Below are 16,143 nucleotides of genomic sequence, written 5' to 3'. Positions count from 1 at the left end.
CTCATTTGCCGTGGCTCGCCAGGTCTCCGCAGAGTATTGGATGCGAGGGGAGCCAGAACCTTGATTTGACTGCGAAACTGCTACTCAATTCCTTCAATGACCTCGAAGTTGTCAAACATGGCATGCACGGTCACGTAGTTGCCGCTTTGATCTTTCGGGGCAAACGACGGGGAGCTTCCGCCATGAAACGTGCTGAACAGGAACAGTTCGATCAGCGTGTTCGCTTCGTTGGCCCCGCGAAACTCGATGCTCCGGGATTCAACCGCCGGTTCGCCATCGACCGAGAACCGGACGAAGCCGTCTTCTTTGCCGGGCGTGTTGACACTCACCTGCATCGAAACATGGTGCCATTTTCCGGGCGTGAAAACCGGACGCTTTGACGTCTTACCGACGCCGAATGTCTTTTCAACACTTTGCTCATAAAGATACGTCGCACATCGCCCCCTGCTCTTGAACAACATCCGGGCGCTCCAGCCGTCCGGTTTGCGGGGGCGGCCGCCCGTGATCGGACGAGCCGGCCCCAGCCCGTGCAGTTTGCCGGATCGCACCCACTGAAAGCCCTCTTCAAAGCAGACGTCGTACGAAAGCGTCGCCTGCTCGACCGCCTTTCCAAGCGGCAACCGCACCACGACGCGCTCGCTTCCCCGATCGTATCCAACGTACTCCGTCCGCAGGGTATCGCTGCCGTCAGGGCCTTTGCCTTTGGCTAATTCGTTGTGTTCGTTCTTAAGTAGTTTTTTGGCAAACTCGTCATCCGAATCGCCGTCGAAATCGACGCGCAGCAACGACTTTGATCGGGGCTTCGAATCGTTCGCAGCCTGACCGGCTTGCTCAAGGTGTTTGCCCAATTGATCCTTGATGGTGGACTGCTCAGGCATGTCGGCGAGATTCGTCCACTCATTCGGGTCCTTCGTGTGGTCGTACAGCTCTTCGGTTCCGTCCTCGTAACGAATGTAGCGGTGCGTTTCGGTTTGGACCGCTGCGTGACCGCGCCGACAATGGATGATCGCCGGGTACGGCCACGGTGTTTGCGGGTCTTCCAGCAGCGATTGAAGGCTGCGTCCTTCACACTTTGAATTCTCAGGCAGGCCGCACATGTCCAACAGCGTTGGATAGAGGTCCAGCAAACTGACGACGCGGCTGGAGCGTCCGGCTTGAATCTCGGGTCCAGAAATGATGAGCGGCGTTCTCGATGAGCGTTCCCAGGTGGTGTGCTTTTGAAACGTGTTTTTTTCTCCCAGGTGATAACCATGGTCCGACCAAAGCACGATGATGGTGTTGTCTTTGTAAGGGCTCTCGTCCAACGCCGTCAGCACACGGCCCACCTGCGCGTCGACAAATGAAAGGCAGGCCAGGTAGCTGTGCAGAATTTCTTTCCAGTTTCCCTCTTCTTTGGCCCATTCGGTTCGCGGATAGCCGTCATTGATCGTTTCCCGGGCAGCGTCGGGAACATCGGCGAGATCATTTTTCAGGTAGGGTGGCAGCGTGATTTTGTCCGGATCGGGATACAGGTCGAACCACTCTTGTGGGACGTGCCAAGGAACGTGCGGCCGCAAAAACCCCACCATCAACAGAAACGGTTCCTCGTGCAGCTCGTCCAATCGTTCCGTTGCCCAACTGGCCGCTTTGTAATCGCTCATCTCGGTGTCGTCGCCAGGATACGGTCCCCAGTCGGTCATGGTCTTTTGGCTTTTCCAGTGGCGTTTTCCGTCGGGCAGCCTGTTCCAGTCGCCTCGTCCGCCTGAAAGGTCCACGCTGCCTTTGGGGACATGCCGGTGCAACAATTTGCCCACCGCCATCGTTTTGTAGCCGTGTTTCTTGAAGTAACCGTGCAGCAGCATCGAGCCTTTCTCGACTGCAAGCTCTTCCACCTCGCTATCCTTGAATTGTCCGCGATAGCCACCGAGCGTCGGAATGCTCATGCCGGTAAAGATGCTCGCTCGAGACGGCCCGCAAAGCGGATAAGCACAGTGCGCATTGTCAAACACCACGCCCCGCTGGGCCAGCTGATCCATATTGGGTGTGATGGCATCCGGATATCGCTGCATAAAGCCGGGCCAATCGTTCATGTCATCGATTGCGATCAACAGCACATTGGGACGTGAACCATTCGGCTGAGCGTTCAGAGTTCCTGGCAGAGCGATTGCAATCGCCACAACGCCAAGCAAAAGCCTTGCTGAGATTCGACGTACGGCACCAAATGGGTTGTCCATGAACGTTTCCTGATGGTTGGCTGAATTTCGTTTGACGAGGGGGGGGAAGATGACTGCGGCAGCGTCAGCTTCCTGATGTAGGTCGGTGGACTGTCCAAATGGGGTTCAGTATACCGAACTGGGGGCCTGCCCCCCGGCGATCGCTCCATCGCAAGACGTTTTGCCATTTGACCTTTGGCGACAGCTTAGGACCGTCGGAAGAAGAAGTGGCGGGGATTGATTGTGGGATAGGCTTCCAGCCTGTCGTTTTCGCCATGACAGGCTGGAAGCCCAGGGCTGTAAGGGTATCCTGCTAGGTCAATCCTAGCAGTTTCGCGGTCGAAACATGAGACGAGGCTACATTCCTTGATCGGTGCGGCTTTTTCTTCTTCGGGCCGCGGACCGATTTTCTGTACTCCTTTAGGTCGATCGTCCGAGCGATCTTCTTCAGCATCGCGACGAGGCCTTTGATTGTCGTCGGAATCAATTCTGCCCACTCGTCCTCGGTGATCGCAATCAACATCCCTTCGGTTTTATCGGAGACATTTTTTGAGACGTGAAAGTGGCTGATCGCTTCCACCTCTGATTCGTCATGGGTCGCAAACAAAGCCGCAAAGATGGTTTGTCGAAGATTGAACGCGAGCAGCGACATACAAAACAGGAACGTTGCTGCTTTGGGATGACCGACACCTGATTTCTCGCAAGTGAGCGTCATCTGTAAAATATTGAACGCGGTTTCTTCTTCCCAGCGATGCCGGTAAACCTCTGCCACGTCCTTAGCCGAAACTGTGGCGGGAAGATTCGTCAACACGTGAATCTCTTCGTCGCCATCTCGCGTTGGCGAGTCCAATATGACAGTGATTCGGCGAACCACCATGGCATCTTCGGCAGCAGATAGTTTCAACGCTTGTTCGTAGACTACGCCTGTGCTGCTGCGGCCAATGCGTTTGCGTTTTCCCAGTAAAACGCCTTTCAAACGCCCGTGCTGGCGGATCACGAAGAAGCTTTTGGATTGAGCGAGTTTGTTGAGGAATGGGACGATGCAATAATGCCGGTCCGCAATTACGACATCATTCGGCTGGATATCATCCACGATCCGATCGCAACACGTCGACTCTTGCGCGTGGCCGTCAAGCAGCACGTACGCGCGGTCAAACACCTGTCGCTGTAGGTCAAACCTCGCGACTAGTTTACCCGGCAACGGTGCACCCTTGACGTCTCGAAGGTCTTTCAATCTTTTGTCAGACTTCGCCAAGACATTCCCATCAATACTCAAGCAACGATAACCTGGAAGCAATTCCCAGGGTGTGAACCCCATCGCGTCTTGCATTTGGATAGTCCGCTTTGCCGCGTGCGAAACGAGCGACTCACTTACCGCTGGTTCTATGCCTCTGGTTTTGGCATAGAATGACTGTCGAGAAACGTCGAGATTCTCTTTGTGCTCCTTGTAGGCTTGATTGAAATTCTCGCTGAAATTCAAGGCCACGTCAGCGACCGTCATCGCCACTGCCTGGAATGTGGCGAGGTACTCATACTGCTTTTCTCGATTGTTATCGAAAACCAGTTGCAAATCGCTCCCGATAAAGTCCTGCGTGAGCGCCCTGGTCATGACAGCAAATGGTGCCTTGGTTACAAACCGATCAAAAACTTTCGATGACATCGCGAACCTCCGTGTAGCGTAAAACACGGGAATACACAAAAATCGCGGTCACGCGATACCCTTACAGCCCTGGGCTGGAAGCCTATCCCACTTATTCTTCCGACGGTCCTTACTGAGCCAAACGGCGTTGATGTGGCCAGCCAGTGAGCTTGAAGATGTTGCAGGCGATGACTCGCAGCGGCTTCGGCTTGGATCCATCGGCGAACAAGTGGGTGTTGGCTGTGGCAAGACTCGTCCCGACCATGCCGCAGAACTTTCGTCGTGTGATTGGCACCGCAGTCTCCGGTGTTGACAACGCCAATTCTATCCTGACTTTGTTATTGCCGGTAGAATTGAGATCAGGGAGAACCGCTTTGAGACGAATCGATTTGAAGTAGCCACCATGTCACCACTGCTTGCCATTACTCTGATCTTTCTGCCTGCCATCGTGGGACTGTCGAATTGCGCCACCGCTTGCGGGGATGATCCACCATTTAAAATCACCACAAAGCGTGATGACGACAAAGTTGAAGTCAAAGCTGAAGAGAGTAAAGCACACATTTCAGTTCAAAGCCCATTTGGAATCAGTCAGGCAATCATCGCACGCAGGGGCGACAACTGGCCGACCACCGTGATGCTGCGGTTGCGTTTAAAGGGACTGGAGAAATTTAAAGTCACCAATGGCATCACCACGCTTGAAGCTGCGGTGTCGAGTCAGGACGGCAAAGTGCGACTTTGGAAGGATGGCAAGGAACATGCGCCACTGTCTCCGAAGCATCCGTACTGGATGATGATTCGAATGGTCGGTAGGGATGGCTACTTCGAGATGCAGTTGCCCAAAGCCTTGTTCGAGGACAAGCCAAAGTCGATCACGTTAAACTGGATCGATTTTTATCGCTGAACATGGAGGCATCATGAATCTAACCGGTGACGTAGTCTCAGACGCAATTTGGGAGGAGCAAAAAAGTTCAGGAGCCGGCTTGGTAAATCAGGAAGCTTCAGACTGCCTATTCTGTCTTAATTGCTCCTAAACCTTTTTCTCTCTGCGCGGCATACCCAGTAACGACAGCTCGAGTTCGATATCGTCATGCCGTAGAATCTCCATCTACGACCTATAGGAGGGAACGCCATTGTGAGTGATGCAATCAACGGAGAGCCGCGGGAAATCGATCCTGGCGAGAACGTCGACGGACCGTGCACTCCCGAAGAGAGGGAGCAACGGAGGCAATCTGGCCACGTGGAATCTGACGATCGTCTTTTGCGTCGTGAACACGCAGCAGAATTGAAGTACCGGCCCAAGGACTTTTCGGCAAAGTCGACGACCCGTGACATCGCCGAGCGATTTGACGGAGACGTCGAACGATTTAGCAACTTGGAAACGGGCCAGTCCGCCACGATCGACGCGCCGCTTTCGATGCAACTGATTACCGAGGCGGCAGTCCAAATAACGCCGAGCATCGAGCGAGTCTTGGATCTCGGCTGTGGGGCTGGGAATAATACGCTGAAGTTGCGTGAGGTCTACGGAAAACCGTTTCACAGCGACTTGCTCGATCTGAGTGGACCGATGCTGGAGAGGGCGGAGCAACGGGTGCGGAAGACCGGGATCGATTCGGTAACGGCCTGGCAGGCCGACCTTCGCGATGCTGATTTGCCGAAAGAGAGCTACGACGTGATCTTGGCAGCTGCCGTCCTGCATCACTTGCGAGATGACGCCGACTGGCAGGCTGCGTTTGAGAAGGTGTATTCGCTGCTGCGTCCAGGCGGATCGTTCTGGATCACCGATTTAGTGGTCCAGGAGACGGTGCCGATTCACGAGCTGATGTGGTCACGGTATGGTGACTACCTTGAGGGTATTGGCGGGGCGGAGTACCGTCAGACGGTGTTCGACTACATCGAGCGTGAAGATTCGCCACGGCCGGTGACGTACCAACTCGACCTGCTTCGGCGAGTGGGCTTCACGCACGTGGAACTGCTGCATAAGAACAGCTGCTTCGCCGCGTTCGGTGCATGGAAGGAATGATGCGATGACCGACCGAATCAATGTGCTGTTCGTGTGCAGCAAGAATCAGTGGCGAAGCCCAACGGCCGAAGCGGTTTATCGTGACGATCCGCGGGTGTCGGCTCGGTCTCGAGGTACCACGCGGTCGGCGAGACAGACGATTCAAGCTGGCGATCTCGCTTGGGCAGATCTGGTTCTGGTGATGGAAGACAAACATCGCCATCGATTGCTCGCGGACTTTCCTGGTGAAACAAGATTTCTAACGGTAGAGGTTTTGCACATCCCGGACGACTACCAGTTGATGGATCCAGAGTTGGTAGAATTGATTCGCGTCGCGACTGAACCCTTCATCGATTCTTTCCAACGAAGGCAGCGTCTAAAACCGTGATTGATTCAGTGTATGGACTACTACGAAGCAAATCGTGCCCAATCCCCGGAAAGGGTCGGCAGAGCAATCGCGGCAAACCTGCTCGGCAGTTGCTGGGTAATCCCTAAGCGATCGTTGGAATGAGGCCACCGTCGACTCGTATGGGTGCTCCGTTGATAGCCGATGCGAGTGGGCTGGCGACGAACGCAACCATGTCGGCGATCTCCTCCGGCCGGATCAGTCTCTGGATCAGCGAGGTCGGCCGATTGTCTGCCATGAATCGTTTTTCAGCCGAGTCGTATGCTTCGTCCGGGAACAGGTTGCTGACGAACTCCTTCACGCCCGGGGTCAACGTCGAACCAGGCATCACGGTGTTGACCGTGACAGAGCTTCCCTTGGTCAATTGGGCGAGACTACGGGAGACGGCAAGTTGTGCCGTCTTCGTCATCGCGTAGTGGGGCATTTCCGGAGCGGGCACGACGCCGGATTCACTGCTGATGAAGATGATGCGTCCCGTGTTTTGCTCCAGCATTCGCTTCAGATAATGCCGTGCAAGACGCACGCCGCTCATCACATTGACGTCGAAGACATGCTGCCAAGCTTCATCTGTTAAGTCAAAAAAATCGACCGCTTCAAAAATGCCTAGATTGTTGACCAGGATGTCAACCTGCGGATGTTCGGCGATGGTTCGTGCGACGCCTTCGACCGCCCCGTTATCGGACACCAGCCCGATCAGGTCAGCCTGTGGCTGACTCTCACGTATCTTCTCAATCGCCTTGTCGACGCTCGCTTCGCTGCGTCCGTTGACAATTGTTGTCGCCCCTTCGGCAGCCAGGCGAGTCGCGATCGCCAAGCCGATTCCGCCAGTCGATGCAGTGACCAAGGCTATCTTGCTGTTGAGTTCCAAATTCATCGAAGACTTATCCAATTTGTGTTTGACAGAGTGTTAGGGTTTCATGGACGGGGGGCGAAGCAGATGCTTCAACCGGGCTGGCATGCAGCCCTTCCACGCCATGAGTCTAGGGAGGCGGCCGGGACGCTTCTTGAACGATTTTGCGCGCCGTCAAAAGAATTGACCGCAAGGATTGACGCGGGCTCAGAACCTGCGGATCGCCCCAGGCGTTGTTCACTTTGGCATCAAGACGGTGGCTTTGGGGCTGCGACGGCGCGTCAGGAGCGGTTCGATGGATTCACCGCCTTGGAATACGCTCCCGGCGCGACCCCAATGAATCGTTTGAAATGACGCGTGAAGTGCGACTGGTCCGCGAAACCGGCAGCGTAGGCGACATTCGCTAGCGTCTCACCGGCCATCAACATCTGCTGCGCACGACGCACTCGGATTTGAGAGAGATAGGCCTGGATGGGAATGCCGACCTCTTTGGAGAAGACACGGCTTAGATACGGGGCGGAGGTCCCAGCCAATTGGGCGAGTTCGTCAAGCGAGACATTCTCGCGGAATTTCGCTTCCAAGCTCTCCTTGACTCGGCGAATGTTCGCACGCCCCTGCTTCTTCGGAATGTCCGGCATTGAGGCGTGCCGCACTAAAAGCTCGCAGATGGCGTCATAAAAGGCTGACTCCTGATCCAACTGCGGATCTCCCTCGTCCATCGCCCGGTGAGCCTGCAAAACGAGCTCCACAAGTTGCGTGTCGTCGATGACCGGGGGCAGCAACAAGGGTTCGATATCACCGTTGCGGTCAAACGTCCTGACGATATTGGCGACGACGTTCGGGTCAGCATAGAGATATCGCCACGCCCCAGTAGCCGTGCACGAATGCACTTCATTGGGGTGAATGACCAGCAGCTTCCCCGGTCCGGTGAAGTATCGCTGGCCACGATAGAAAAACGTCCCCGTCCCGCCTTCGGAAACCCCCAGTTTGTATTCAGGGTGTGAGTGATTCGGCCAAGTGTGTTCGACCGACTCCCATTGATGCACCGTAATCCTGTCATCTGCAGAACCACGGACCTTGAAATGCTTCACTGTGAATCCGGAAGCCATGCTGTCCTCGGTGGCGATTCAAACGACGTAAAACGTGTTCGACAGTTTACGTCGGGGGATGAGTGCGAGCAAGCGAAACGACGAACCCTGCAAAATTCTCGGCCAATCTCTCGTCACCGCTCGAAGAAATGAAGAACGATCAAAACCTCAACGCGTCAAACCAACTCCCAAGTAACCAATCACAATTCCCAATTTGCAATGTTCATTTTTCAATTTGCAATCCGCGGTACTTGATATGACCGGTTTCTGAAGATGGATTCCAACGGATCTGTCCTGTCAGCCGTGGGGCCTGTCATCCAAGGCGTACTCCACGCACACCTAAAAGATCGGAATGCTTCAGTCCGTCCGGCCAGGAGTGGAGCTCAACCAAACTCAACGATTGTGAGTGGAGGAGATTGATTGCAAATTGCAAATTGAACATTGAAAAGTTAAACATTGTCAAAAGTGGGCAATTTCAAGTTGAGGGAGCGGACCATGAAGCCGGATGATCTGTCAGAGCGTTTGCTAGACCTTGCGGTGCGTGTTGGAAAAGTTGTCGATGCGTTGCCGGACACTCGATTGGGAAGGCACATTGCTGGGCAACTGGTTCGTAGCGGAACATCCCCCGCACCGAACTACGAAGAGGCCTGTGCTGCGGAAAGTCGCCGGGATTTCATCCACAAGGTACGAATCGCACTCAAAGAACTTCGAGAAACACGCTGCTGGATCAAGCTCATCATGCGCTCCGAACTGCTTCCAGAAGCAAGGATGAGCGAACTCGTAAACGAAGCCGACGAACTCTGCAAAATCCTCGGCCAATCTCTCGTCACCGCTCGAAAAAATGAAGAACGATCAAAAGCTCAACGCGCAAAACCACCTCCCAACTAACCAATCACAATTCCCAATTTGCAATGTTCAGTTTTCAATTTGCAATCCGCGGTACTTGATATGACCGGTTTCTGAAGGTGCATTCCGACGGATCTGTCCTGTCAGCCGTGGGGCCTGTCATCCAAGGCGTACTCCGCGCACACTTAAAAGATCGGAATGCTTCAGTCCGTCCGGCCAGGAGTGGAGCTCAACCAAACTCAACGATTGTTAGTGGAGGAGATTGATTGCAAATTGCAAATTGCAAATTGAACATTGAAAAGTTAAAAACTGTCAAAAGTGGGCAATTTCAAGTTGGGGGAGCGGACCATGAAGCCGGATGACCTGTCAGAGCGTTTGCTAGACCTTGCGGTGCGTGTTGGAAAAGTTGTCGATGCGTTGCCGGACACTCGATTGGGAAGGCATATTGCTGGGCAACTGGTTCGTAGCGGAACATCCCCCGCACCGAACTACGAAGAGGCCTGTGCTGCGGAAAGTCGCCGGGATTTCATCCACAAGGTTCGAATCGCACTCAAAGAGCTTCGAGAAACACGCTGCTGGATCAAGCTCATCATGCGCTCCGAACTGCTTCCAGAAGCAAGGATGAGCGAACTCGCAAACGAAGCCGACGAACTCTGCAAAATCCTCGGCCAATCTCTCGTCACCGCTCGAAGAAATGAAGAACGCTCAAAAGCTCAACGCGCAAAACCAACTCCCAACTAACCAATCACAATTCCCAATTTGCAATGTTCATTTTGCAATTTGCAATCCGCGGTACTTGATATGACCGGTTTCTGAAGATGGATTCCGACGGATCTGTCCTGTCAGCCGTGGGGCCTGTCATCCAAGGCGTACTCCGCGCACACTTAAAAGATCGGAGTGCTTCAGTCCGTCCGGCCAGGAGTGGAGCTCAACCAAGCTCAACGATTGTGAGTGGAGGAGATTGATTGCAAATTGCAAATTGAACATTGAAAAGTTAAACATTGTCAAAAGTGGGCAATTTCAAGTTGGGGGAGCGGACCATGAAGCCGGATGATCTGTCAGAGCGTTTGCTAGACCTTGCGGTGCGTGTTGGAAAAGTTGTCGATGCGTTGCCGGACACTCGATTGGGAAGGCACATTGCTGGGCAACTGGTTCGTAGCGGAACATCCCCCGCACCGAACTACGAAGAGGCCTGTGCTGCGGAAAGTCGCCGGGATTTCATCCACAAGGTACGAATCGCACTCAAAGAGCTTCGAGAAACACGCTGCTGGATCAAGCTCATCATGCGCTCCGAACTGCTTCCAGAAGCAAGGATGAGCGAACTCGCAAACGAAGCCGACGAACCCTGCAAAATCCTCGGCCAATCTCTCGTCACCGCTCGAAGAAATGAAGAACGATCAAAAGCTCAACGCGTCAAACCAACTCCCAAGTAACCAATCACAATTCCCAATTTGCAATGTTCATTTTGCAATTTGCAATCCGCGGTACTTGATATGACCGGTTTTCGAAGGTGCATTCCGACGAACGCGTCGTCACGTTCCATTCCAAACACCCGAAAGCAGCCAGGAACGAACGGCACGGGCATACGTGTTGGTGTCTAGCCATTAGAGACCACCCAGCTTAAGGCGATCGCTTTTCTGGTGTACGATGGCCCTTCCGGGCCGTCGCCCGTGGGGCTCTGCGCGACGACCTAGAAAGGACGTCGTACACGCCTCCGCCGACCACCTCTCACCCATTCGGTCAGATCATTCAGATTTGCCGCGTTTCACGCTAGTCCTAAGCCGGACGGTCTCTTTAGACGATTCCCGGTCGCTGCACTGCAGCGACCGTGGCGGATCAAGCCTGCACACCAGCGGTTGCCGCATCTCTGCTTCGTTGTCCCCGTGCCATTCCAGCCAGGAATGGATCAATGCAAGTTGAGACCAAAGTCGGCGATGTGCTGCAAGGTCCCGCTGACGTCTTGATCTCGACGGTAAGCCCCTGGTCGAATCTTCCTGGTGGAGTCAACGGGGCGAGTTATTGCAAATTGCAAATTGAACATTGCAAATGGTGAATTGCCGGAGGACTGGATTTCTCTAAGACCAGGAGCGAAGGCAGATGAAACCGGATGACCCCTCTGATCGATGACTTAAACTGGCAGGGCGCGTTGGAAAAGTTGTCGACGCATCGACGGACTCGCGTTTGCTACAATCGATCTCAAAATGACTGCATTTCGCCTGTGGGGGCTCGAATGGGAGGTGAATCGGAAGAATGAACACGGCGGATGATGACCTATCCAAACGGCAGGCTGTTCTGGCAACTGTCTTTGGCTTTTCTCAGGCCGATCTTGCCGCCAATCAGTCCGGTGAACTATCGGCAGCCCAGAAGGAGCGGGTCTCAACTAAGCACTACGCGAACTCACGTTTTGCATGGGTTGCCTTCTCGATTGTTTTTGGAGTTGCCTTCCTTGGCTTCTGTGCAGACAGGCTTCGCACTGGCACCTTCGGGACGCAATCCTTGTCAGCGTACGTTGGTGTCACGGTGTTTTTCGGCCTGATTCTGTGGGGCTTCATTCTTCACCACCGGCATCAGATGAAGCGAACTCTTCGGGATGGAAAAACGTTCCCCGTGAAAGGAAAAATCCAGTTATTCACGGTGCGAAAAGAAAGATCAATGCATCGATATTTCTGCATTGATGACCATCGGTTTCAAATTGAGCGGTATGATCTTTTTGTATTGCTGCAGCAGTCCGGCTTAGCAGGACAGGAAGCCACCCTGTACGTTTCAGCACCGCGGAAGGAGGTTCAGTCGGTCGAGTTGAAAACCTGACTTTCTCCATGTTGCTTGCGGGTCGGATTTTGAATGCATCGTTGCTCGAGGAGACTGAGTGAACCACCACGCGATCATTGGATGCATTCTGGGGACAGCGGTCGGTGATGCGCTTGGTCTGCCCTACGAAGGCGTGTCGCCAACGCGGTCACCCAGGCTGTTGGGTCCGCCAAACCGGCACCGATTCTTCTTTCGTCGCGGCATGATCTCCGACGACACCGAACACACTTGCATGGTCGCTCAGGCGTTGATTGACGCTTGTGACGACGTTCCAAAGTTCACACGCGGCTTCGCGAGACGTTTGCGGTGGTGGATCCTGGCTTTGCCGGCCGGCGTTGGCAAAGCGACGGCGCGATCGGGCATCAAGTTGTGGCTCGGGGCAAGTCCCGAGAAGGCAGGTGTGTTCTCGGCCGGGAATGGTCCAGCCATGCGTGCGGCGATCTTCGGCGCGGCGCTGGACGATGTTCCGTCAATGCTAAACTTCGTTCGAGCCTGCTCGCGGCTGACCCACAGTGACCCCAAAGCCGAACACGGAGCGATTGCCGTTGCGTTGGCGGCCATACACTCCAGAGTCCATAAAAAAATCGACGCGAACCTTTGGCTGGGCGAAGTTGTCGATGCCGTGGGAGAAGGTGGCACGGAACTGATCGATTTGCTCCGCCAAGCGATTCGCAGCGTTGACGCAGGCAAAGCCACAAAGACCTTCGCCGATTCGCTTGGACTGCATCGTGGTGTGACAGGATACACTTACCACACCGTCCCGGTCGCGATCCACGCATGGCTGTCCAGCCCCAACGATTTCCGTCAGGCCGTCACGAGCATCATCGAGTGCGGCGGCGACGCGGACACGACGGCCGCGATCGTCGGTGGCATCATGGGCGCAAGTGTCGGTAAAGAAGGCATCCCCAGCGAATGGCTCGACCGCATTTGGGAATGGCCACGTAGCGTTTTTTGGATGGAACGCCTCGGAGAGTCACTGGCGAATTCACTTGACGGCGATAGCGCGGTCAGTTCGCCTACCATCAATCCCATCGCAGTTCTTCTCCGCAATCTGCTGTTCCTATCCATCGTTCTCTTTCACGGCTTCCGCCGACTTGCTCCACCTTACTGATGCACTGACTGACCAATGAAAGTGGACCGCGACACGATCGAAGAGAATTTGCGACTGCATGTGGATCGGCTGGCGGGCCTGATCGGTCCACGCACCTTGAGCAAGCCCAAAACGATTCAAGCCACGATCGGCTACATCGAAGGCCAGTGGTCCGAGATGGGATACAGTCATTCGCGGGAATGCTACGACGCGATGGGCGACGAGGCGACGAACCTGATTGTCGAGCGTCCCGGTACCAAGCGAGCGGATGAGATCGTTTTGCTCGGCGCCCACTACGACACCGTGTTCAGCACTCCCGGTGCCGATGACAACGCATCTGCCGTCGCGGTGTTGATCGAAGTCAGCCGCTTGCTGCGCGAGTACAGCGGAAAACGGACTGCAAGGTTCGTCGCGTTCGCTTGCGAGGAACCGCCTTACTTCAACATGGATTCGATGGGCAGCCAGCACCACGCCCGACGGTCTCGCGAGCGCGGTGACAACATCGTCGGCATGCTGTGCCTGGAGATGGTCGGCTACTACAGTCTCACGAAAGCCTCGCAGACGGTTCCACCGGGAATCCCCAAATGGATGCACCGGTTTTTCCCCAGGCGGGGCAACTTTCTGGCGGCCGTCGGCAACATGCCATCCTGGAAGTTGTGCTGGAGATTCCGTCGAGGATTCAAGCGCGGCACACGCCGCTTGCCCCTGTTCTCGATCTGCTTACCCGAAACGATCCACGAGATCCGCCTGAGCGACAACAGTTCGTTTTGGGATCAAGGCTACCCGGCATTGATGCTCACCGACACCAGCTTTCTGCGCAACCCGCATTACCACCAAGCCACCGACACTCCGGACACGCTCGACTATCCCCGGATGACCGAAGTGACTCTCGGAGTCGCGTCCGCGATCCGGAAGCTGCTGGGCTAGGATCGGATGATTGCAAATTGCAAATTGATCACTGCAAAATGCAAATTGGAGATCGGGCCAAGCCGAAGCCCCGGAACATCGGCGGAACGACCGACGCCGCAACAAAAACTCCCGAAGCGACTTGCTCAATCCACCCATCAATAGCCAATTTGCAACGTTCATTTTGCAATTTGCAATCGCCCGTTCCCCTACAACCGAAACGCGACCGAAGAGAACCTGCGTCTGCACATCGATCGGATTGCGAGGCTGAAGCCACCCTCGGAGTCGCATCCGCGATCCGGAAGCTGCTGGGCTAGGATCGGATGATTGCAAATTGCAAATTGATCATTGCCAAATGCAAATTGGAGATTGAGCCAAGCCGAAGCCCCGGAACATCGACGAAACGACCGACGCCGCAACAAAAACTCCCGAAGCGACTTGCTCAATCCACCCATCAATAGCCAATTTGCAATGTTCATTTTGCAATTTGCAATCTCTCGTTCCCCAACAACCAAAACGCGACCGAAGAGAACCTGCGTCTGCACATCGATCGGATTGCGAGGCTGAAGCCACCCTCGGAGTCGCATCCGCGATCCGGAAGCTGCTGGGCTAGGATCGGATGATTGCAAATTGCAAATTGATCATTGCAAAATGCAAATTGGAGATCGGGCCAAGCCGAAGCCCCGGAACATCGGCGAAACGACCGACGCCGCAACAAAAAATCCCGAAGCGACTTGCTCAATCCACCCATCAATAGCCAATTTGCAATGTTCATTTTGCAATTTGCAATCGCCCGATCCCCAACAACCGAAACGCGACCGAAGAGAACCTGCGTCTGCACATCGATCGGATTCCGAGGCTGAAGCCACCCTCGGAGTCGCGTCCGCGATTCGGAAGCTGCTGGGCTAGGATCGGAGGATTGCAAATTGATCATTGCAAAATGCAAATTGGAGATCGGGCCAAGCCGAAGCCCCGGAACATCGACGAAACGACCGACGCCGCAACAAAAAATCCCGAAGCGACTTGCTCAATCCACCCATCAATAGCCAATTTGCAATGTTCATTTTGCAATTTGCAATCGCCCGTTCCCCAACAACCGAAACACGACCGAAGAGAACCTGCGTCTGCACATCGATCGGATTGCGGGGCCGAAGCCACCCTCGGAGTCGCATCCGCGATCCGGAAGCTGCTGGGCTAGGATCGGATGATTGCAAATTGCAAATTGATCATTGCAAAATGCAAATTGGAGATTGAGCCAATCCGAAGCCTCGGAACATCGGCGAAACGACCGACGCTGCAACAAAAAATCCCGAAGCGACTTGCTCAATCCACCCATCAATAGCCAATTTGCAATGTTCATTTTGCAATTTGCAATCGCCCGTTCCCCAACAACCGAAACACGACCGAAGAGAACCTGCGTCTGCACATCGATCGGATTGCGAGGCTGAAGCCACCCTCGGAGTCGCGTCCGCGATCCGGAAGCTGCTGGGCTAGGATCGGAGGATTGCAAATTGCAAATTGATCATTGCAAAATGCAAATTGGAGATTGAGCCAATCCGAAGCCTCGGAACATCGGCGAAACGACCGACGCCGCAACAAAAAACCCCGAAGCGACTTGATCAATCCACCCATCAATAGCCAATTTACAATGTTCATTTTGCAATTTGCAATCGCCCGTTCCCCAACAACCGAAACACGACCGAAGAGAACCTGCGTCTGCACATGGATCGGATTCCGAGGCTGAAGCCACCCTCGGAGTCGCGTCCGCGATCCGGAAGCTGCTGGGCTAGGATCGGAGGATTGCAAATTGGAGATCGGGCCAAGCCGAAGCCCCGGAACATCGGCGAAACGACCGACACCGCAACAAAAACTCCCGAAGCGACTTGCTCAATCCACCCATCAATAGCCAATTTGCAATGTTCATTTTGCAATTTGCAATCTCTCGTCCTCCAACAACCGAAACACGACCGAAGAGAACCTGCATCTGCACATCGATCGGATTGCGGGGCCGAAGCCACCCTCGGAGTCGCGTCCGCGATCCGGAAGCTGCTGGGCTAGGATCGGAGGATTGCAAATTGCAAATTGATCATTGCAAAATGCAAATTGGAGATTGAGCCAATCCGAAGCCTCGGAACATCGGCGAAACGACCGACGCCGCAACAAAAAACCCCGAAGCGACTTGATCAATCCACCCATCAATAGCCAATTTGCAATGTTCATTTTGCAATTTGCAATCGCCCGTTCCCCAACAACCGAAACGCGACCGAAGAGAACCTGCGTCTGCACATCGATCGGATTGCGAGGCTGAAGCCACCCTCG

General features: G+C 54.5%; 14 protein-coding genes. 9 read left to right on the top strand and 5 right to left on the bottom strand.

What is annotated here, in order from left to right:
• Positions 1 to 80 precede the first annotated feature (80 nt).
• From Enr13x_RS01915 to Enr13x_RS37580, 3 genes are all read right to left on the bottom strand, one after another.
• Positions 81 to 2,213 carry a sulfatase gene (locus Enr13x_RS01915; RefSeq protein ID WP_145384455.1) on the bottom strand — a complete coding sequence of 711 codons (2,133 nt, stop codon included), beginning with the start codon at positions 2,211 to 2,213 and terminating at the stop codon, positions 81 to 83.
• A 292-nt stretch (positions 2,214 to 2,505) separates the two neighbouring features.
• Positions 2,506 to 3,801: a transposase gene (locus tag Enr13x_RS01910; RefSeq protein WP_197455625.1), complete on the bottom strand. Its 1,296-nt coding sequence runs from the start codon at positions 3,799 to 3,801 to the stop codon at positions 2,506 to 2,508.
• Positions 3,802 to 3,961: 160 nt separating this feature from the next.
• On the bottom strand, positions 3,962 to 4,126 hold the full coding sequence (locus tag Enr13x_RS37580; RefSeq protein WP_197455709.1) for a hypothetical protein: 165 nt from the start codon (positions 4,124 to 4,126) through the stop codon (positions 3,962 to 3,964).
• 108 nt (positions 4,127 to 4,234) lie between these two features.
• Here Enr13x_RS37580 and Enr13x_RS01905 point away from each other — a divergent pair, with 108 nt between their 5' ends.
• From Enr13x_RS01905 to Enr13x_RS01895, 3 genes are all read left to right on the top strand, one after another.
• Positions 4,235 to 4,732 carry a hypothetical protein gene (locus Enr13x_RS01905; protein ID WP_145384453.1) on the top strand — a complete coding sequence of 166 codons (498 nt, stop codon included), beginning with the start codon at positions 4,235 to 4,237 and terminating at the stop codon, positions 4,730 to 4,732.
• 357 nt (positions 4,733 to 5,089) lie between these two features.
• Positions 5,090 to 5,851, top strand: coding sequence for a class I SAM-dependent methyltransferase (locus tag Enr13x_RS01900; RefSeq protein WP_145384452.1), 762 nt, complete (start codon positions 5,090 to 5,092; stop codon positions 5,849 to 5,851).
• Between the two features lie 4 nt (positions 5,852 to 5,855).
• Complete coding sequence (locus Enr13x_RS01895) at positions 5,856 to 6,218, top strand: low molecular weight protein tyrosine phosphatase family protein (protein ID WP_145384451.1); 363 nt, start codon at positions 5,856 to 5,858, stop codon at positions 6,216 to 6,218.
• Between the two features lie 103 nt (positions 6,219 to 6,321).
• Here Enr13x_RS01895 and Enr13x_RS01890 read toward each other — a convergent pair whose 3' ends face one another.
• Together Enr13x_RS01890 and Enr13x_RS01885 are read right to left on the bottom strand one after the other, a co-directional pair.
• The gene (locus Enr13x_RS01890; RefSeq protein ID WP_145384450.1) at positions 6,322 to 7,110 is read right to left on the bottom strand and encodes an SDR family NAD(P)-dependent oxidoreductase; all 789 of its coding nucleotides are present in this window, start codon (positions 7,108 to 7,110) and stop codon (positions 6,322 to 6,324) included.
• Positions 7,111 to 7,367: 257 nt separating this feature from the next.
• On the bottom strand, positions 7,368 to 8,177 hold the full coding sequence (locus tag Enr13x_RS01885; protein ID WP_145392057.1) for a helix-turn-helix domain-containing protein: 810 nt from the start codon (positions 8,175 to 8,177) through the stop codon (positions 7,368 to 7,370).
• Positions 8,178 to 8,669: 492 nt separating this feature from the next.
• On the opposite strand from Enr13x_RS01885, the gene Enr13x_RS01880 reads away from it, so the two are divergent.
• From Enr13x_RS01880 to Enr13x_RS01855, 6 genes are all read left to right on the top strand, one after another.
• The gene (locus tag Enr13x_RS01880) at positions 8,670 to 9,062 is read left to right on the top strand and encodes a four helix bundle protein (protein WP_145384449.1); all 393 of its coding nucleotides are present in this window, start codon (positions 8,670 to 8,672) and stop codon (positions 9,060 to 9,062) included.
• Between the two features lie 306 nt (positions 9,063 to 9,368).
• Entirely contained in the window at positions 9,369 to 9,761 is a 393-nt protein-coding gene (locus Enr13x_RS01875; RefSeq protein ID WP_145384448.1) for a four helix bundle protein, read from the top strand.
• A 299-nt stretch (positions 9,762 to 10,060) separates the two neighbouring features.
• Positions 10,061 to 10,453, top strand: coding sequence for a four helix bundle protein (locus Enr13x_RS01870; protein ID WP_145384447.1), 393 nt, complete (start codon positions 10,061 to 10,063; stop codon positions 10,451 to 10,453).
• A gap of 817 nt (positions 10,454 to 11,270) precedes the next feature.
• Complete coding sequence (locus tag Enr13x_RS01865) at positions 11,271 to 11,828, top strand: hypothetical protein (protein ID WP_145384446.1); 558 nt, start codon at positions 11,271 to 11,273, stop codon at positions 11,826 to 11,828.
• Between the two features lie 58 nt (positions 11,829 to 11,886).
• Positions 11,887 to 12,939, top strand: a complete 1,053-nt coding sequence (locus Enr13x_RS01860) for an ADP-ribosylglycohydrolase family protein (protein WP_145384445.1) — start codon at positions 11,887 to 11,889, stop codon at positions 12,937 to 12,939.
• Between the two features lie 15 nt (positions 12,940 to 12,954).
• On the top strand, positions 12,955 to 13,845 hold the full coding sequence (locus Enr13x_RS01855; RefSeq protein ID WP_145384444.1) for a M28 family peptidase: 891 nt from the start codon (positions 12,955 to 12,957) through the stop codon (positions 13,843 to 13,845).
• Positions 13,846 to 16,143: the final 2,298 nt, after the last annotated feature.

The organism is Stieleria neptunia, assembly GCF_007754155.1.
Taxonomy (GTDB): Bacteria; Planctomycetota; Planctomycetia; order Pirellulales; family Pirellulaceae; genus Stieleria; species Stieleria neptunia.
This window is presented reverse-complemented; position numbering and strand designations above follow the sequence as displayed.